At 41.1% G+C, this 20,054-nt stretch carries 17 protein-coding genes; 12 read left to right on the forward strand and 5 right to left on the reverse strand.

Annotated features, from left to right (window positions below; all coding sequences use genetic code 11):
- The first annotated feature begins 1 nt into the window (after position 1).
- From ABIN91_RS07695 to ABIN91_RS07715, 5 genes are all read left to right on the forward strand, one after another.
- Entirely contained in the window at positions 2-1,285 is a 1,284-nt protein-coding gene (locus ABIN91_RS07695) for a sugar MFS transporter (protein ID WP_348050169.1), read from the forward strand.
- Positions 1,286-1,297: 12 nt separating this feature from the next.
- On the forward strand, positions 1,298-2,443 hold the full coding sequence (locus ABIN91_RS07700; RefSeq protein WP_348050171.1) for an aminoglycoside phosphotransferase family protein: 1,146 nt from the start codon (positions 1,298-1,300) through the stop codon (positions 2,441-2,443).
- 4 nt (positions 2,444-2,447) lie between these two features.
- Positions 2,448-3,923, forward strand: coding sequence for a sulfatase (locus ABIN91_RS07705; RefSeq protein ID WP_348050173.1), 1,476 nt, complete (start codon positions 2,448-2,450; stop codon positions 3,921-3,923).
- Between the two features lie 13 nt (positions 3,924-3,936).
- Positions 3,937-4,578 (forward strand): carbohydrate-binding family 9-like protein, encoded by a 642-nt coding sequence (locus ABIN91_RS07710; protein ID WP_348050203.1) that lies wholly within the window; start codon positions 3,937-3,939, stop codon positions 4,576-4,578.
- A gap of 230 nt (positions 4,579-4,808) precedes the next feature.
- The gene (locus ABIN91_RS07715) at positions 4,809-5,342 is read left to right on the forward strand and encodes a hypothetical protein (protein WP_348050175.1); all 534 of its coding nucleotides are present in this window, start codon (positions 4,809-4,811) and stop codon (positions 5,340-5,342) included.
- A 699-nt stretch (positions 5,343-6,041) separates the two neighbouring features.
- On the opposite strand, the gene ABIN91_RS07720 is transcribed toward ABIN91_RS07715, so the two are convergent.
- Entirely contained in the window at positions 6,042-6,899 is an 858-nt protein-coding gene (locus ABIN91_RS07720; RefSeq protein WP_348050177.1) for a PAS domain S-box protein, read from the reverse strand.
- A 222-nt stretch (positions 6,900-7,121) separates the two neighbouring features.
- On the opposite strand from ABIN91_RS07720, the gene ABIN91_RS07725 reads away from it, so the two are divergent.
- The gene (locus tag ABIN91_RS07725) at positions 7,122-7,523 is read left to right on the forward strand and encodes a BLUF domain-containing protein (RefSeq protein WP_348050179.1); all 402 of its coding nucleotides are present in this window, start codon (positions 7,122-7,124) and stop codon (positions 7,521-7,523) included.
- 828 nt (positions 7,524-8,351) lie between these two features.
- Here the strand turns inward: ABIN91_RS07725 and ABIN91_RS07730 are convergent.
- Positions 8,352-9,251 carry a LytTR family transcriptional regulator DNA-binding domain-containing protein gene (locus ABIN91_RS07730; protein WP_348050181.1) on the reverse strand — a complete coding sequence of 300 codons (900 nt, stop codon included), beginning with the start codon at positions 9,249-9,251 and terminating at the stop codon, positions 8,352-8,354.
- Positions 9,252-9,582: 331 nt separating this feature from the next.
- Between ABIN91_RS07730 and ABIN91_RS07735 the strand changes: the two genes are divergently transcribed.
- The 3 genes from ABIN91_RS07735 (at position 9,583) to ABIN91_RS07745 (ending at position 11,064) form a co-directional block, all read left to right on the forward strand.
- Positions 9,583-10,002, forward strand: a complete 420-nt coding sequence (locus ABIN91_RS07735) for a hypothetical protein (protein WP_348050183.1) — start codon at positions 9,583-9,585, stop codon at positions 10,000-10,002.
- Between the two features lie 267 nt (positions 10,003-10,269).
- Complete coding sequence (locus ABIN91_RS07740) at positions 10,270-10,536, forward strand: hypothetical protein (RefSeq protein WP_348050185.1); 267 nt, start codon at positions 10,270-10,272, stop codon at positions 10,534-10,536.
- A 123-nt stretch (positions 10,537-10,659) separates the two neighbouring features.
- Positions 10,660-11,064 (forward strand): hypothetical protein, encoded by a 405-nt coding sequence (locus ABIN91_RS07745; RefSeq protein WP_348050186.1) that lies wholly within the window; start codon positions 10,660-10,662, stop codon positions 11,062-11,064.
- Positions 11,065-11,122: 58 nt separating this feature from the next.
- Here ABIN91_RS07745 and ABIN91_RS07750 read toward each other — a convergent pair whose 3' ends face one another.
- The 3 genes from ABIN91_RS07750 to ABIN91_RS07760 are packed head-to-tail and all read right to left on the reverse strand — an operon-like array spanning position 11,123 to position 17,035.
- Positions 11,123-12,472, reverse strand: coding sequence for a RagB/SusD family nutrient uptake outer membrane protein (locus tag ABIN91_RS07750; protein WP_348050188.1), 1,350 nt, complete (start codon positions 12,470-12,472; stop codon positions 11,123-11,125).
- A gap of 23 nt (positions 12,473-12,495) precedes the next feature.
- A complete protein-coding gene (locus ABIN91_RS07755; protein ID WP_348050190.1) occupies positions 12,496-15,714 on the reverse strand; it encodes a SusC/RagA family TonB-linked outer membrane protein in 3,219 nt (1,072 codons plus the stop codon).
- A 34-nt stretch (positions 15,715-15,748) separates the two neighbouring features.
- Complete coding sequence (locus ABIN91_RS07760; RefSeq protein WP_348050192.1) at positions 15,749-17,035, reverse strand: TlpA disulfide reductase family protein; 1,287 nt, start codon at positions 17,033-17,035, stop codon at positions 15,749-15,751.
- 738 nt (positions 17,036-17,773) lie between these two features.
- On the opposite strand from ABIN91_RS07760, the gene ABIN91_RS07765 reads away from it, so the two are divergent.
- From ABIN91_RS07765 to ABIN91_RS07775, 3 genes are read left to right on the forward strand one after another with little or no spacing between them, the layout of a single operon-like run.
- Positions 17,774-18,088, forward strand: coding sequence for a helix-turn-helix transcriptional regulator (locus tag ABIN91_RS07765; protein WP_348050194.1), 315 nt, complete (start codon positions 17,774-17,776; stop codon positions 18,086-18,088).
- 33 nt (positions 18,089-18,121) lie between these two features.
- Positions 18,122-19,186, forward strand: coding sequence for an ATP-binding protein (locus tag ABIN91_RS07770; protein WP_121198997.1), 1,065 nt, complete (start codon positions 18,122-18,124; stop codon positions 19,184-19,186).
- Entirely contained in the window at positions 19,183-19,704 is a 522-nt protein-coding gene (locus tag ABIN91_RS07775) for a hypothetical protein (protein ID WP_121198996.1), read from the forward strand. Before ABIN91_RS07770 ends, ABIN91_RS07775 begins: the two co-directional genes overlap by 4 nt.
- Positions 19,705-20,054: the final 350 nt, after the last annotated feature.

Genomic DNA, 20,054 nt, shown 5'->3' on the forward strand with positions numbered 1-20,054 from the left:
TATGCAAGCAACCATCGCCCAACCCGTTAAAAAGGCAACCGATAGCCGGGGCATCCCTCCAATATTGATCATCGGTGCTTTGTTTTTTATTTTTGGCTTTGTTACATGGCTCAATTCTATACTGATACCTTATCTGCGTATTGCCTGCCAGTTAAACAACCTCGAATCGTACCTGGTGGCTTTCTCGTTCTATATTTCTTATCTGGTAATGGCCATACCATCGGCCAAGATTTTGAAATACAGCGGCTTTAAAAAGGGAATGGCTTTAGGGCTATTGGTAATGGCCGTTGGCGCGCTCATATTTATTCCGGCGGCTATGTCACGTACTTATGTTGTGTTTTTGCTGGGCTTATTTATACAGGGAACGGGGTTGGCTATCTTACAAACAGCGTCAAACCCGTATATCACGGTTTTAGGCCCGCCGGAGAGTGCCGCTAAACGTATCAGCATTATGGGCATCTGCAATAAGGTTGCGGGTGCTATCGCGCCGGTAGTTTTGGGAGCCATTACCTTGAAAGGAGCGGATGAACTGAAAGTAAAACTGCTTACCATGACCATCGCCGAAAAGGAAACCGCCCTTAACGCTTTAGCCTCACGCGTGATATTACCTTACGTGATCATCATCATAGTATTGGTGATACTGGGAATCTTGATCTGGTTCTCGTCCCTGCCCGAAATTGATACCGAGCACGAGGATGAAGAACTGGCCATTGCCAACAGCACTAAAACAAGTGTGTTCCAGTTTCCGCATTTATTGCTGGGCGTGTTGGCTATGTTTTTATACGTTGGTGTTGAGGTTATGGCAGGCGATACCATTATCAGTTATGGAGCATCGCAAGGCATTGCCTTAACAACAGCTAAGTTTTTCTCAACCATAACATTGTGCTGTATGATAGTTGGCTATGTTGCCGGTATTATCTGTATTCCTAAATACATTACGCAGGATAGTGCGCTTAAATTTTCGGCATTGGCTGGCGTGTTGTTTGCTCTGGGCGCTATTTTTACGCACGGTTATACTTCGGTGTTGTTTATAGCGCTTATGGGTTTAGCCAACTCGTTAATGTGGCCCGCCCTTTGGCCGTTGGCGTTAGCCGGACTGGGCAGATTCACTAAAATAGGTTCAAGTTTATTAATTATGGGTATTGCGGGTGGCGCGGTATTGCCACTTATATATGGCGCCCTTGCCGATGCCGTTAACGCGCAGCAAGCCTATTGGATAATGGTTCCGGCATACCTTTTTATATGGTATTATTCGGTAAAGGGTCATAAACTAAAAACAGCTTAAGCTATTAAGGCTATGGAAAACAATCAGGATAAGATAGACAGCGCTAAACAAATTGTAGCCAATTTTTTAATAGAAGGAAGTGTGGGCGATATAAAACCTTTTGGATCGGGCCATATTAATGATACTTACAGGGTTTATAACAATGAACCGGATAAAACAGATTACCTGCTGCAACGGGTTAACCATAATATATTTAAAGATGTACCGGGTTTGATCAATAACATAGCCTACGTAACCACACACATCAAAAATAAACTCCGTGAGGTACCGGGGGCTGATCTGGATAAGCAAGTGCTAACGCTTATCCCCGCTAAGGGCGATCTGTTTTATCACCAGGATGTTGATGGTAATTACTGGCGCTTATACCTGTTTTTAAAAGATACCAAAGGTTATGATGTGGTAAAAACGGAGCAGCAGGCGGCCGAGGGTGGCAAGGCGTTCGGAGCGTTTCAAACCATGTTAGCCGATGTGGAGGTATCTAAATTGATAGAGGTTATCCCCAATTTTCATAACATTATATTCCGGCTTAAAAACTTTGAGTCTGCTTTAAACGCAGATGTTGCAGGCAGGGCCAAAAATGTTGGATTAGAAATAGCTTTTGTGAATGCGCGTATTGACGTAATGTCGGAAATTGACCGTTTGGGGAAACTGGGTAAACTGCCCGTACGTGTAACCCATAACGATACCAAGTTTAACAACGTTTTGCTCGACGCGGATGATAAGGCACAATGCGTGATCGATCTGGATACGATCATGCCCGGTTATACCGCTTTTGATTTTGGCGACGCTGTACGCACCATCATCAATATGGCTGCCGAAGATGAGGCAGATGTAGAAAAAATACAACTGAACATGCCCCTGTTTAAAGCCTTTGCCGAAGCCTTTTTAGCACAAACTGCGCATTATATGACGGTTACCGAGATCAGGTCCTTAGTACAGGGTGTATTACTTCTGCCTTATATGATAGGTGTGCGCTTTTTAACCGATTATTTGAGCGGCGATGTTTACTTCAAAATCAAATATCCGGAGCATAACCTGGTGCGTGCCCGTGCGCAATTTCAATTGGTGCGCAAATTAGAAGAAAATTACGATGAGATTTACAGCATTGTGCTACGATCTGTAAATGATAATAAAGAGGTGGATAGCCTTAAAGCATAATAATATGAAGCCAAAAGTTTTAACCATTGCTTTGCTTGCTTTTGTTACGGTATTTGCATTGGCGTTTAGCTATCCTGTTAAAAACAGTAATAAACCAGTGGTAACCAGCCATCCCAATATCCTGATCGTTTTGGTTGATCAATACCGTGGGCAGGCATTGGGTTTGGAAGGGCAGGAGCGGGTATTAACGCCCAATTTGGATAGATTAGGTAAAGGGAGCTTTGTGGCTACGCAAATGGTAGCTAATTACCCGGTGTGCTCACCATCGCGGGCTATGCTGATGAGTGGTAAGTACCCGCTTAAAAATAAGGTTTATGGCAACGTAAATTCAACAACGGCACCTTATGGCGTGGAATTACCGGCAGATATGGTGTGCTGGTCGGATATATTGAAAGCTAATGGTTATGCTAACGGGTACATTGGCAAGTGGCACCTCGATTCGCCGCAGAAGCCTTACATCCCAACTTACAATAACGAAGGCGCGGTTGCATGGAACGAATGGACAGCGCCTAACCGTCGCCATGGGTTTGATTATTGGTACGCCTATGGTACCTATGACAGGCACATGCACCCCATGTATTGGGATACTAAGGCTGCCAGGGATAGTTTCCATTACGTAAACGAGTGGGGGCCACAGCATGAGGCGAGCAAGGCCATTGAGTTTTTAAGCAACGTCGACAACGCTTATCGCGATAAGCAAAAGCCTTTTTCACTGGTGGTATCTATGAACCCGCCGCACTCCGATTATAAAAATGTGCCGCAGCAATATGTTGATCTGTATAAAGATATTCCGTTAGCAAGTTTATTAAAAGACCCCAATATTCCCCCCGCTGGTACACCGATGGGTGATGAATACCGCAACAATATTAAATATTACTACGCATGTATCTCCGGTGTTGACGCGCAGGTTGGCCGCATTATAAATTACCTGAAACAAAGTAAGCTTGATAATAATACTATTGTAGTTTTTATGGCCGACCATGGTAATTGCCTGGGTAAGCATGATGAGATCAGCAAGAACAATATTTATGAGGAATCAATCCGGATACCTTTTATTGTGAATTGGAAAGGCCATATCAAACCTAATTTAGATAATAAAGTGCTGATGGGTATGACCGATGTTTATCCAACCTTATTGGAGTTGGTTGGGTTGAAAGCTAAAACTCCTGCCGATCTGGATGGTAAAAGCATGGCTACTTACATTGCCAAAGGGTTGGGCAGCGGTAATACAGAGCAATTTATTTTAGGGGCCATTAATCCTCCTAACGCTAACTCAGGTTTCAGGGGAGTAAGAACATCTCAATATAAACTGGCCTATGTGCGAAAAAAGGGTGCAGTTGAACCCTATTTGTTCGATCTGATGAATGATCCTTTTGAGCTTAAAAACATTTATGCTGATAATGCCAGCATTGTAAATAAAATGCTGCCGGCGTTAAATGGCTGGCTTCAAAAAACAAACGACCCTTTCCGGATAAAGTAAATACCAAATAACTATCAAACAACTAAAAGTATCTTTCTTACCATCGCTCACGGCGGAAAGTAATTTTGCCGATGTTGACGGACAGCTTAACGGGCTTGCATCACAAACTCTGGATAATTTGCTGTGGAGCAGCGATGGTTATAAACCTCATGTAGTGTTTACTATTGGGCATGGTGGAGATTGCATTTATTTGAGATATACCGTTTTTGAGAACGATATCAGCGCTTATTCCAGCGAGAATAATAGCCCCGTTTTTAAAGATACCTGCGTGGAATTTTTTATCGCGATAGGTAATGATAGTAGATACTACAATATTGAATTAAACCGTCTGGGTACTTGCTTAATGGCTTATTCTGCTGGCAAGCATGATATTAAGCTGTTGCCTGTTGGGGTTGTTGGTAAGATCAGATCTCAAAGTAAAATATTAGGTGCCGGTATGGGTTTCAGGCATGGTTGGCAGCTTACGGTGGTAATCCCGGTAGAGGTGTTTATACATCATCCGGGTATAGGCTTTAATAACTTATCTTGCCGGGGGAATTTTTACAAATGCGGAGATGAACTAAATCAACCACACTTTTTGTCGTGGAGTAATATTGATTTAGTACAACCCAATTTTCATAAATTCGATTTTTTTGGAAGATTGCTTTTCTGCTGATTTGCCTGCTAAGCAGCATTCTGACTCTTGAAACTCATTTGCGCATTATCATGATAAGTAAAGCCTGGAAGTTTTAACGCAAGCTATAACCGTTTTTACCGGCACTTTAGTGGTCATTTTGCATGACCGTTATTTTGTGGAAGCCATTCGGGTTGAAAGACAAATTCACGTCAGTAGAGTAACAACAACTCAGCGTATGAAGAAAAAGTTTGGTCTTTAGCTATTTATCATTGAAATTAGCATTAGAAATCACGAACATGAAGCGTTTTTATCTACTACTTATTGGCCTGGCGATAAGCACAGCGTCTTGGTCTCAAATCGTTAAAACCGAGCAAGACCCAAAAACCGGCAAGGGGATCAAATCGGCAGTCACGCTATTGGCGAGTGGCATGGGACAGCAATTAAACTTTTTTTCTTCGGGAGATGAAAAATTGATTGAATTTGTAGAGGGAAGGGCTTTGGAGGGCTGGTCCGCGAAGATTTTAAAAACGATGGCAATTAAGCTTAAACTTAAAAACGACAGCGTATACTATTTTCCGGTTGACACCACCAAGTATACCGTGCTCGATGCCAACGGATTTCTCCGGTTATCACTTGTAGCTGTGGTGCAGGCTGATCAATTAATACCTTTGCTTAATAACCAGGTCAGCACTATCAGCTTAAGCTTTGTAGGTCAGAAAGATCTAAATATTCCCCCCATATCAGATAACAACCGAAGGGAAATCAAACGCGCAGTGGCTTATATCATGGGCAATAAAAAGTAAATCTTTCTAAAGCCGCATGGATAAACTGTTTTCAAAACTACCTCTAAAACTGAGACATTCAGTGAGGTAAATGTGAGACATCGAAAGATGTTATTGACAACTTTAAAAAGCTGCAGTAATATCCGCGGCAGTTCCCTGTAATGCAGCTAAATAAAATTCGAAATAAATGGGTTTAATTAAATCTTAATTTTTGTAATCAGGTGTTCGGCTCCGATTTATACTATGAAAAGGGCATCTATCGAACACCTACAATATTGCGATATTCGCTCGCAACTACATGAAAATGAAATAAAAATGATTTTAATTTACAAAAAAGAGGGATTGTGATGACACAATCCCTCTAAGCGGATAATCCGATTCTCCGCTACAACATCTACAGGAACTTTTCAGAATAATCAGGGAAATATATAAGAATAAGAAGAGAATAGAAGAATAAGGGAGTTTTGATTATGGTAACCAAACTCACAAAAACTGCCTTGTTAGCAAAAATGAAGTGCTTTAATGGATTCAGCTGTCTTGAAAAATACATAGTAGAGAAATTAAGATATTGCCCACTATATATTTTAGATAGTAAATGTAAGTTATAATACGCCTTTAAATTGTGATAGATGATCTAATTGAGGATATTCTGAGGTATCATAAAAAAGTATTTGATACAAAGCCGAAACAGAAAATAAGATCGACTGCTTTTTCTTTATTTTATAACATCACTTCGATGATGCGCTCATTTATTTTCCGGATCATTACATCAAGTTCTCCGCCAGACGATAGGATCATCTCAAATACTTCTTGTTTTTCTTCATCGCTGGAGCATGCCTGCAGCAATTCGATCAATCCAAGTATGGAGGCCAGCGGGCGCCGTACTTCATGAGATTCTATCCAGGCTATTTCGCGCAATACTTCATTTTGTCTGAGCAGGAATTCCTCCTTCTTTTTAATACCGGAGATGTCCGTAAAAAACAGAATATAACCGGTAGATTGACCCTTGGCATCAAAAAGCGGCGTGAAATCGCCATGTATCCAACTGGGACTATCTTTATCCGTAAAAACTGACAGGTCCATGGAAAAAACTTCCGCTTTCTTCAACCTGTCATTGACCTGTTCCGCAGATACGTTATCAGCATGTATACGGTTTAAAAAATAAGCAACAGGCTTCTCCGCCAGTTCATTTAATTTGAAACCCACAAAATCTTCAAGCGCTTGGTTTGTCCATACTATTTTTGTTTCGTTGTCCGCAATCAATACCATATTGCTGATATTTGCTATGATGTCCTCCATGCGTCTGAACGCCACATGCTTATTTTGCAGGCCCTGGTTATCGACTACAGTGTCAATATCTTCCGGGAGCAGATGCCTGTTAGCAAAAAATAAAGCTATTAATAGTATCGCTCCTGTTAAAAGAAAATAGGTAAAGCCGCTCACGCGATTCAGGAACGTCAGCAAGGGATGCAGGATCGGAACAGCTGCTAAAAATAACAGGATCTTATCGCTTAAAGTGATACACAATAAGCCCGCTGCTACATAACAGAAAGCTATTTTAAAAGCAATATTTCTCATTCGTTTTTATTAAACCATGCGCTGGAAAGAATAATTTGACCTATCAATTCAAAAAAGTACTGTTTCCATGATTCGGTGTCGCCTTTATTAGTCTTGCCGCAAGTGTTGGAAGTCCTTGAAAATGTGTTGTTTATTCGGTGAATTTAGCCTTTTTAATTGGTATTGTCCGAATTAGTTCTAAACACGGCGGGTATGCGGATATAATATTTGCTACATTTGAAAATGTATTATATTATTTATAGTAGTTATACTTCCTTGCCTTTTAATGATGAAGTTTTAAGGACATTATTGGTCAAAGCCCGCGAAAAGAATCAGCAAATGGGCGTTACCGGAATGATGCTATATTTTGACGGGAAATTTATACAACTGATTGAAGGGGACGAAAAAACTGTCAAACAGCTTTATGAAACCATCTTTGACGACCCACGGCATGATAGAAAAATTATTTTGAGAGAAGGCGTTACAGAAACCCGCTTTTTCTCCGAATGGTCTATGAGTTTTAAGTCAATTTCGCCTGAAGAACTGATAGCTGTGGATGGCTATAAAGACCTGAAAGCGCCTGGTGGCATAAATTCATCCGCGGCTATGCGCCTTTTTAAAATACTATCGCAAAAAAATGATTGATGATTATCGGGTTATGGCTTCATTAGCCTATCGTCGGTGTTATCATCGCACCATTGAAACAAAAAAGCCTGCTATCATATGATTTGCAGGCTTTTTGTTGGTTTTGATATCAGTTCTAAGCGGAGAAGGAGAGGTTTGTAACACCTCTAAATGGGGTTGATAACCAATGTCTTATAAGTGGGATAAAGGCTTACGCACCGAATTACGCACCACTTTTTTGCTATAGATTAATTGCAAATCTTATGACATAAAGATACGAATTAATACAATATCTATCAAATTATATGCTTTGTAATTTAGCATTTTGGGTTTGAAACTTCAAATAAGGTTCAGTAGGTCTTGACCGGCTTTTAAGATTCTTAGAATACAAACGATATACGGATTGCCATATGTCCTCCATTTGCATTTTAAAATCCCTGTAAGGCTTAAAAAAACGAAATATGGTCATAGTGAACCGACAGCCAAACCCAACCCGCCCCTGGCTGTAAGAGCGGACATGATCGCTGTGCAAGTAATTACGCACACCAACCCATTTTCATCGCTTAGCCACCAAAAGCGCGTAGCCGGGTCAACTGTCAAGGCCGGACGGGGCCGCTGAAAGCGAACAACTCCCGTCCGCTCGTTATAGCCTTGACGGTTGATCCCGGCGTGGGCTATCTTTGCGACTGCGGTGTAATTGGGTTCTCTTTCTTTTTTCACCAGCGAGGGGAAAAGCAAGTCGGTTATGAGCGCAGCGAATTTCCGTCTTGCTGCGCGAGGTGAGGCGGGCGGTGGCAGGTAACCCGCTATATCGCGGGTGGCATGCAGCCGCTGGCCGCAACCGGGGCATTAGCTTTTGGTTTCGTCATGTGTTAACGACCGTATCTCATTTTTGATCCATGCCTCAACCTCTTTCTTCGCGTCCTTGCTGACTTTGGCGATTTCGTCGCATGGGGGTATCAGTTCCAGGGTCATACCCCGGTCTGGATGTTTTCTCGTTCTTTCGACAGCATCGCGGGTGATGATGAAATTGCGGCTGGCCCGGCAAAAGATTTCCGGGTCGAGTAGCTTTTGTACTGCGTTGAGTGATTCCCAGAAAATGACCGAACTGGCATCGTGCCGCCGGAGCACCAAAGGGCCCGTTTCCGTGCGATAGATATAGGCAATATCGCTTACCCGTACCCTGAGTTCTTCCTTTTCTTCCGAAATACGCAGGTACAGGTAGTCGGCATAGGATGGCTGCCGTTCTATTTCTGTTCCAGCTATCTCTTTTGCTGATTTCTTCTGATGGTGGTAATAGAAATTGCAGAACAGGTATAAGACGTTAAAGTTAACGGCCATATTGATGATCTCTTTAAGCATATAGCCCGTATAGGCATAACGTGCGCTATGCTGATCAAACGGAAAAAATAGCCAGCTGACCAACAGGGATGCGATAACAGGAAGCGGTAAGCCTAACAAGAGCTGCCATACGAGCCTTAACCAAAACTGTGTCTCCCAGTCATACTTTTTGTCCAACCGCTTACAAATCCAGTTAATGATAATGATCTGCCCATTAGCAATAGTAAAGAGGGCGATAAACGAATAAATGAACCACCAGTGAGTGACCAACTTAAAGAACGGTTCAGGCGGTAATGGGCATAACGCGTAGATACCGGCAAAAAAAGCAAGCAACAGCAATAGCGGGCTATTGGGATACGGGCCTTCCCTTAAATGTAAACGTAACCATGCCACTGTACTCTTTTTCATCGGCTTAAGTTTTCACACCCGGCGATAAAGCGGTCATTGGCATTTATTCCTGTTAGTGGTAGCGTAGACTGCTTATGATGTTTTCATCAACGGGTATATATTAACCTAAAATTACAAAATCAACCCAAGCGAAATTGCTTACTCCGGGGGATTCAGCAAAAAAGTTGACGGTTCAACCCCTGTTTTTGTACGTTTCACATAAAATAACGCAAATGGTTTGAAAAAAAATGACGGTTCAAGCCCGTTTTTGTACGTTTCGCATAAATTGGTTCCCTCCGCCTGAAAAATTTGTGTAAAAACCAATATACCTTTGTATTAAGCAATTAACCACATGGCAACAAAGAATCTTCAACCGGATGGCGATGATGAAGGGCAAGAGGTTAACAGTTATGACGAGCATAACGAAATGAAAAATGAAAGCTGGCTAAACCGGGTACTCCGGGCTTACATGCGTATCCCGTTATTGCGAAAGATTGACCCGGTCAAGTTGTGCGTGTTCTTATTGATCATGCTGATAGAGACAACGCTATTAAGGCTTTTCATGCCACCGGGCTGGCCAATTCCGGTGGTAACCTGTACTTGTGAAGACCAGTACAGTGATACGACGCTGGAAGCGATGGCGAAAGCAGGGAACCAAGATGTAAAACGTTACCTGGCTCAAAAGGACAACCCGATCAATTGCGCGGGAAGGCGGAAGGAGCTATTAGACAAATTGGAAAAGGCAAAGCATAAAAGCCAGCCAAAACGATAGGCGGGCGGTAGATAATATTAAAAATATGGATGGGGAATACCGGCTTTTCATAGCGCCCTTTCCGGGCGTAGAAGTGCATAGAGCTAAAATGATCGCCCCCTTCAATTGAAGCGGTCATCAGTGCAGAAACCGGCGGTATTGGCAAGTTTTTACCGGATCGGCACAAGGAACGTTGGCACGACGATAAGTGCAAATAAGCAAACCAGGGCAGGCCATACCGAGGCCGTATGGCCGGGTTAAGTAAAGTTAACGAAAAATGTAAAGCAGATGAAAACGTTAAATGCAGCAACAATCAGGGAAATGGCAGAGGCATTAGCTTCGCGTGCCATGCTGCCCGCTATGGTAATGCTATGCATCCGTTTCATCATGGCCTACATGGCCGCATCGGTGTGGTTTAAAACCATATCTATAACGTCATTCTTTACCTGTACTTACGCCCGTAAGAGAATGGTTAACAGAATAATCCACCATCGTAAGTATGCGCTATTCACGAAAAACCCGAATAGCCGTGCCGGGCTATTCGGGATCACGTAACGGATACATCAAGGATGTAAAAAATTACGGTAAGGTCTGCCTAAAGACAGAACGCAATCTAAATATACAATATTCTGACGTTTTTTAAGGAAATCTTTTTTTAGCAAAATAAAAGACCGCATTATGAACAGCAAACTGTTCAACCCAATCAAAACAAAAATAGTGGCAACGATAGCCCTATTATTTTTCGTTCTTTTAGGTGCTGGCACTATAATGGCCATGAAATCACCGGATAAAGCGAAAGCGGCAACGGAAAAAAAGGCCGCTAAAAGCACACATAAAAACAAGGCTAAATTCGCCACACTGGTTTACTCCTACAACCTATCTACCTCCACCGGGGCGCGAACCTCTACCAATTGGACATTGGTAAGCGGAAGTGGCCCAAGCTGTGGAACAGCCGGTTCTATACCTTGTAAGGTCAGCTTTAATTCGGCCGATTATGCTAATATAGCAGCCTACATATCAGCGCAGGGCTTTGCATCTGATGCAGACGTTGTTGATGGGCCTGGGGTAGTCAGTAAACAATAGCCGGTTTATTACTTCATTTAAAAGAACCATTGGGGATTATCCTCAATGGTTCTTTTCATTACCGCCTGTTTTGAGGGATTCCTGATAATGAAATCACATCTTCGGGAATACTTAAAGCGTAGCGCAAGTCATTGGGCGACAGAGTGTAAGTTTGACTGTTTACAGTTCGGGCTAAAACTATATTTGCATTTTCTTTATTCTGTCGTTTAATATCCATCCATCTCAATCCCCGCATTAATAATTCCTTTCGCCTCTCTACTAATATTATTTTCAACGCGTCCTGTGCTGTTGTTGCGGTAAAAGGAACAAACGCGCTCGTTTTCCAACGTTTTGCCATGAGCAAATTCAAGTCAGACAGCGCAGCATCCTTATTACTCAAACGGGCGTAACATTCTGCCCGCATTAAGTAAACCTCATTGGTTGAGATACCGCCAAAAAGATTGAGACTGTAATTCCCTTTAAAACCGTAGGTGCCGTTATTATTATTTCTAAAAAAGGCCGTTTTACGAATATCGTTGGCATTATATGATTTATATAGGTTGGAGTCGATCTTAGCACGGCTCACTGCCAATATCGTATTGGAAATGTAGCTGTCGTAACATACCTCTTTGTTGTATCGTGCAAACGGCTTGGTAGCTGTCGCGGTTATTTCCGTGCTATAATCTATCAGGTCATGCTGCTTTTGCAGGTATAGGTTGGTATATTTGAAGCAACTGTCATAGCTGCTCATCGCAAGATATGTTCTCGCTAATAAACCCCATGCCGCTGGTCTTGAAGCCCTGGTTTTAGCGACGGGTACATCTATCATTAACGACGCCGCCTTTTTCAGATCAGACACTACCTGGGCATAGCTATCCTGAACATTTGCCCTAACAGACGGCGTGTTAAAATCTTCTGTCAACCGTAAGGGAACGCCCAGATCAGTTGCGGCGGTAGCAGGATCATAAGCGGGTGACCAGGTTAATGCTATTGATAAAAATTGCTTGGCCCTTGTAAATAAAGCTTGGCCTTTAACATAGTCCCAGGTGGTTTGATTAGCCGTGTTTCGGTCGATATGTTCTATATTATCCAACACGATATTGGAACTTAACACGATCTTATACGCATAGCTCCAGTCGTTGGGGGATGGTCTTGATGTCCTGTCATTTGCCCATGTATACAAGCGCCTGTTTTCTTCATAGGGAAGTGCTGTCCAATCCGTGCTGGTCAGGTAATAGTCATCCGCGCTGATCTCGCCGGATGCAATATCACGTGAGTTAATTGTTCCCTGGTCATCCAGCAAGGCTTGCAAATCTTCAAGGGTTGAAGGAACGGCAAGCGACTGAGATGGTTTAGGGTCAAGGAATTTCTTACAGGAACTAAATACGATCAGCATTAAGCAGGTACAAATAATATAATATTTTTTCATGTCTGTCTGAATTAAATTAAGTGTTAAAAGGAGCCTCTGATACCTAATGAAAAAGTTTTTGATGACGGCAGATTCAGGCCGGAGGCGTAATCGGGGTCTAAACCTTTTTTATTGGCGCGCCAAAGGATACCGACATTGTTAATGTTGCTATATAGAGTCAGGGACTTAAAGGGCAATCGTTTAAACATATTTTGGGAAAAGTCGTAACCAAGCGTAATGTATTGTAGCCGGACTTGGTCGCCCTTTTCAATGTTAACATCTGCTCCATTATAAAAAATGTCCCTGTTAACATCGGCTGGATAAACCATCGATGGCACATTAGTTGTTAATTCATCGCCTTGTTTTTGCCAACGGCTTGCATATTCCGAATTACCGGCCCGCTGGTCAAACAGGTTTGAATAGCTCAATGATGGTCTTCTGAAATAATAGCCGAACTTATAAACGATCCTTATAGATAAGGAGATACTTTTGTAGGAAAAGTCATTGCCAACGGAACCAAATATGGTTGGCATCGCAGAGCCATGAAAGGCAAGGTCTGTGATTTTTGTGGAATCCCCGATGATTGAAGCGTAATCTTTACTTGTATGGCCATTGATATATCCTATAGGATCACCTGTCTGGTGATCTAAACCCATCCATTTATAAGAAAAAACGGAGTAGATCGGTTTTCCTACTAAAGCAGTAACGAGCGGGGAACTGGAAATATAGTCGCTTCCGTTGGCGCTTTTCAAATAGTAATCGGTAACCTTATCATTGTTTGTACTGAAATTGATGGTTGTACTCCATTTCAAGGCACCAGTTAAATTCTGTGTGTTCAATAGAATATCGATACCATGACCGCTTATACTGGCCACGTTTTTAATCAGGCTACTGGTAATGCCCGTCGTGTAATCTATTCGGGTGGCACCGAACATATCTGTTCCCTTTTTGGTGTAGTATTCGATGCTGCCTGTTATCCTGTTGTTTTTCGTTGCAAAATCAACCCCGAAATTAATCATCTTGATTTTTTCCCATTTAAGTTCCGGATTGGCATACCTGTCAATAAATGCGTAAGGAGTTTGCGTATCGGGATTGGTGAAAGGGGAATAACTTATTGTTGTCAACGCCACACGCGAGGGATCGGCATTACCACTGAAACCATAGGAACCCCGAAGTTTCAGGTATGGTAAAGCCTCGATATGATAAAACTGTTCCTTTGAGAGATCATAACCTAATCCGGCAGACCACAGCGGTGTCCATTTGTCATTGGTATTGACACCGAATAGGTTGGACGCATCACGTCTCCCACTTACCGATGCCGTATATTTTTCATCGTAGGTATAAGCGGCATTGCCATAGTAAGAAACAAACCTGTTAACTGTCTTTGTAAATCCTGCGATATTAGGTATTTGTGATTGCTGGCCCACTGGAACCTGTGTCGTATAAAAATTGGCAAGGTCTACATAAACAGTATTCAATGTTGATGGATTGTACCCGTAGCTTCTGAAACTATTAGCCGGGTCTTCGCTGCTTCGGATCTCACTACCTGCGATGGCACTAACCGAATGTTTTTTCCATGCCTTTGCATAATTAAATTGCGCTCTGAACTGATTCGATTGCAACTTATCATTGGATACGTCATTGATTGCGCCGTTCGGAATTATATAGGTTGGAGCACCCGTTGAAGGATCAATTTGCGTATAGGTATTGATCAGGTTTCTCGTCATGTAGCTTCCGGTTCCGTAAATGGTGTTGGTGCTGCTCTGCTGTCTTTCATATTGATATTTGAGGTCAATACTTAAATCATGATAGACTTTATAATTAACCCCGATATTTCCGATCAGGTCATAGACGTTATTTTGAGCATCGACATTTTTATAGTCATCCAACGGATAATAATTCCAGTCAAGCAATTTAGCGTTCCCTGCCTGGTTTAAAAAAATCGGCCTGTAATCTTTGATCACAGGGAGCGCCTGCCCGTTGGCACCTACAAGCTGGGTATAAACCGGTAATTCACCGTTGACTGTTCTGAGATCAAAATACCCCGGCTTGCCATTCTGACTGTTGGAATTGGTAAAGTAAACAGACGTGTTGATCTGTAAACGCTGGGTAGGTTTGTAGGTATTGCTTAATTGCAGGTTTAGCCGGTCACTTTTTGCAGCCAGTTCGTTGACGTTTTTATCATATCCTGAAAAAAACATCCAGGACATATCTGCTGAACCGCCTCTTGCGCTAAATGAATATTGTTGGTTTATAGCATTCTGATAGAAATATTTAGTAAGGTCGTTGCGATAGTCCCGTGTTCTTAATGCGTCGATCTGCGCATTAGCAGCATCAGCGGAAAGCTGTCCGTTCTTTTGTTTAAACATGATTTCATAGACAGGCGAAAAAGGTGGTTGGTTAACATCGGAAGTATCAGAAAATTTATATCCCTGGCTGAAAAGATATTTTTCCACGTCAATAAAATCACTGCTGGATATTTGGTTGATCTTGAACAAGTCCGGCTTGCCCGTAATACTGGTATTCGCATTAAACTCAAAGGTGACAGGCTGATTAAACCGCCCCTTTTTGGTAGTGATTACAATTACACCGTTACCTGCTTTGGTTCCCCATATAGAGGCTGCTGCTGCATCCTTCAGAACCGTAATACTTTCTACATCGTTAGGATTAATGTTGCTTATGTCGCCGTTGTAAGGAAAGTTATCGACAACGATCAGCGGCCCTTTTACGCCAATTATAGTACTTTGGCCTCGGATCATGATATTTGACGGGCCTGAAGTAGTAGTGGTATATCTATCCACTGACAATCCGTTTACTACCGATTCTAACCTATCGAGAATGTTTGTGCTGACCTGCTGGTTTAACGTTTTGTTGTCTACGGTAGTAAAAGAACCCGTAGACCGCTCCTTTGGTAGTTCCTGGTATCCTGTGTTAATGACAACTTCCTGTAATGCTGTCGATTCCGGGGTAAGTAATATCCGTAACTGTTCTGACTTTTTGGAAACGGGAGTTTGATAAGTTTTATAACCAATATAAGTTATTACAATTGTATCCAGCTCCGCGTTTATGGTAATCGTAAATTTACCATCATTATCAGAGGTGGCGCTTAGACCTGCTTTTTTTGAATGCAAATTGGCCCCAACAATAGGTACATTGCTGGAAGCATCAACAACGACCCCCGATAGCGTTTTCTGTTTGTTTCCGTTTTGGGCTATTGCAACTGTGGAACTTAAAAATATGATTAGAAAATAAAAATATTTCATGTGTAGTCGTTTAGTAAAGAGTTGTCGTGAGTAATTATATTGCGGGCTTTAATATTAAAACCTGTACCGGGCGATTTTCAGTTATTAGCGTAAATCCTTGCTTTTTTAAGGCATTTGCCAACAGGCTTACATTTGATAAATCTGCGGGAAGATTTAAATTTAAAGGGATTGGGTCGTCGCTTTCAGCAAGGACAGGAACGGGCAGCGCATTATTTAACTGGTTAATTAAATCCGGCAACAATATCTGCTTATAAGGTATTAGTCCGTTTTTGACTTCGTTTTTACTTGAAGCAACTATTTTATTGTCGCGGATTTTACCCCCGTCTTTTCTTATGATCAGGCATCGTAAAACTTTTGTTTCTAATTTTGCGGTAAGATTAAAATATTCTTTCAGATCAAATTGCAATCTTTCCCTCACCCGTACCATAGAAATAGGCGGACTGATTAGTTCATAACAGAATATATAAGGGTCTTTAATTCCCTTTTGAACAACATTCATCGTGTCTCTATCGATAAAAATTCTGTTATTGTTGATCGCAGTCGCATTGTAGGCCAGTTTATATAAGTGCAACTTTGATGTATTTATTTTCCTGTACAGGGTTATACCACCTGTTTTATCTTTAGCAATATTATTGATACCTGCCAAGCCGGATATTTCACCTGAGATTTGAGAACGGTAAATAATATTTTCACTGCCCCCATTTCCGTTGACGAAAAGAGGCTTAACCGGATCAAAATTCAACACGTCCTGTTTGACCTTTAGGTTTAGGGTATCATTTTGAAGTGCACTCCGGATATTGGCATTGGTTACTTCTTCGGCAGATGTGATGGCGACTACCTTACCTTTATAAATCCACGCATAGTGAGGGATCATTTGGTGTATGAACAACTGATCGAAAAGCGTGTCCAAAATGATACAAGGAATATTAATGACCTTGCCATCGAAACGGCTCGCGTCGTTAAACAGGCGCTCAATTTTCTCCTTTTTGTCTCCGGTACTTTTAGTGTTAACCAATAAGAATTGAACGTTTGTTGAAAATGTTCGTTGAAGGGAATCTACTTCAGGAAAGTTTTTGATACAGCTACCGCACCAAGTTGCCCAAAAGTCGAGGATAAGAAGTTTGTCTTTGAAGTCGGATATTTTGGCTGTGGTGGCGCATTTGCCGTTGAGGCCTTTGTAATTGATAATATTGTTAATGATAATATCAGGTACTTGATCGCCTATTTTCAGGGCTGTTATATTGGGAGTTGTTTCTTGGGCATGTGCGCTAAAATTAAGGCAAAGCGCGGCCATTACTATGGTGAGAAGCGTTTTTTGCATAGTGGGTTAAGGGTAAAAAACCCGCGACCGGCTATGTTAGTTGCATTACACCCGGCTCACGGGTGGTTAAATAATCGAAAATTGAGCGGTAATGCTCATGAAAAAAACAATGGATTATATTGGGGCTTTAGGCTTCAGAGGAAAGAGTAATTGTTTTGGACTAATACCGGGAGGAATTGCTTTGCAAAGAAAAACAAACAAACTGTGACTGTCCTTTGTAGAAAGGGCTTCAATTTTTTTATAAAATGTGGGTTTGTCTTGTTGTTTCATATTACAATTAGCAAAAAAACTAACTGATAATACGAGTCTTCTTATTGGGAATTATACATAATTAGAATACTACAGGTATGGTTCCCAACTTATCGTTCTCGAGAGTTAGCACATCCTGGATACAACAAGAAGGGAAATGCCATACCTGTAGTATGGGAATCCCGGCTTCTCATCTTGTGTCCATTTGAAATGCTAATTTCCAGAGCAAGACCCGAAGCGATTGCTTCAAATTTCCTTTGAAGTTATCGCAACTATATCAATTCTATCGTGGGGTTTATATCAATACATCATTTATTTGACCGATTGAATCACATAATGACGATCCAAACCCTCTTAACAAATATAGTTAATTGACTTATTAAATCAATTAATTTACTCAATAAATCATTTAATTGATTCAATAAGAATTATAACCATCTGATTTTCAGAGATTTAATTTTAATTTATATTTGATGGAATAAACAGTTAATGAGCGGAAACAAAAATAAGATTTACAGAATTGGGGCTGTCCTTGCAGATAAAGGAATAGATAACAAGGTTTTAGCCGAGTTAATGGGCGTAAAAGCGGAAACTGTTTCAAGATGGTGCAACAATGAAATTCAACCCAAACCTGATAATTTGTACAAGATCGCACAGCTAACCAAAACCAATCTACAAGACCTGCACATTGCGACTTTAGATTGGCCGCCAGGCCTTTCAGTGGCAGAACTTGCCCAAACTGAATATGATGCCAAGCAAAAGGCCGAACGCCAAAAGAATTTGAAAAACAAAAGTAAAGGGTAGTTCAACTGTTAGGAAATGTTTTAACTAAATAAAATGATCAAAACCATCACCATAAAGAACTTCTTCGGGTTTAAAAACTTTGAGGCCAAAAGGTTGACAAATGTGAATGTTATCATTGGTGCAAATGATAGCGGTAAGACTGCTATATTAAAATTGTTTTATGGTATCTCTAAGTCACTGGAAGACTTTACGCAAAAAAACGCACACAACCCATCACCTTATAAAAGATTACTTTCAGAAAAACTCATCAATACTTTTCAGCCCCGTAAAAACGGATTGGGTGAATTAGTTACCAAAGGGTCGGGTGAAAAGCTTAGTGTTAATATTACTTATGAGGGAAAAAGTAAGCAACAGATACAGTTTTCCTTTGGTGAAACCACGACAAACAGTATTGTAGACTGTACTGAAAACAACCATATCGAAAGTTTCGCTGATCAATATAATGCGCTTTTTATCCCGGCAAAAGAGGTTTTAACTGCATTCGATGCTATCGCATTGACCAGGGAGCAATACAACATGATAGGATTTGATGATACCTATTACGACCTTATTCTCGACCTTCGGGTTCCTACCCAACAGGGCAATGTTAACTCGGAATTGAGGAATGTAAATAGCGATCTTGAAGCATTATTTGAAGGCGTCATTACACAGGGGCCAAAGGACAATCCTTTTATATTTAAAAAGGGCAAGACTGAATTTAGTATGCCATTGACGGCTGAGGGTATCAAGAAAATCGGCATTCTTACCACCTTGATCAAAAACAGAAAGCTAAGGAAAAATACAGTATTGTTTATGGATGAGCCGGAAACAGCTCTGCACCCCAAAGCTGTCCGTAACCTTGCTGAAATGATCGTATTGATGAGTAAAGCTGGGGTACAGATTTTTATTACAACACATAATTATTTTCTAATTAAGCAATTGGCCATCATTGCCAAAAGGGACAATACCGACATCAATTGCTTTTCTTTAAATAAAGTTCAAGGCCAGCCTATCGGTTATACATTGGGCAATATGAAAGATGGTTTACCTGAAAATCAGATCATCGATGAGGCGTTAGCCATGTTTAATGAAGAAATAATAAATTCTTTAGGAATATGATGCCGCATTCAGAAAATGGTGTTCAAGTGCATTTTCCAGATAATAATTATTTCTTTTTTGGCAATTGCGCGGCGTATAAAGTCATCAGTGCCCATTCTGTCAAGGAAATGGATATTTGCTGGTTGGATACTACTTTGAATACGCTTTGGTGCGTGGAATTAAAAGCATTTGATGACCCCAGCAATGCAAAATTTTTACAGCAGGACTTATCAAGTGGTGGGATTGTTAAATATTGGATAGACGAACTGTATAAAAAGACTTTGCACACACTTTGCATGTTGGAAACTGACAGGTCAAACACCAACTCCTGCATAGTTCAGGGAATTACTGATCAAACAATCTTTAAGTTGGTACACTTAATTAATGTTCTACCGGGTCAGGAAACATGGTTACAGTTTATTCAGGATGAACTAAGAATCATGTTGAAACCTATCTTAGCTATTTATAATGTCCATTCTTTAACTGTTATTCCTTATTCGCTGGCTAAAAATAAAGCGATTTTGCCGTGGATTGTGTAATAAGTCTAATTTATTCAAATCCCTTTATATGGATAAGAGGCAAGTCAGCCAAAAGCTTATATCGGTAAGTTAACTGACTGTTGGTAAAAAACTCATTAAACGATAGAAATCTAATTTAACTTTTAAGAAAATTTACCGGGATTTTTAGTTGATTACAACAACGAATTTTCGGCAGCCCGATGGGCTTATAGGTAGTAATTACCCTCTGCGATTATGGCGCAAAGCCCCATAATCGTATTGGCTACCATAAAGTTTTTACGTTTTTGGCTGTTTTCCGTTTTGCACTTTTTCGGTGCCATAAAGAACGTTCGTTAGGGTAAAGATAAGCGTTAGTTTTTCATTTGCAAGGC

Origin of the sequence: Mucilaginibacter sp., from assembly GCF_039921305.1 — a bacterium.
Lineage (GTDB): Bacteria > Bacteroidota > Bacteroidia > Sphingobacteriales > Sphingobacteriaceae > Mucilaginibacter.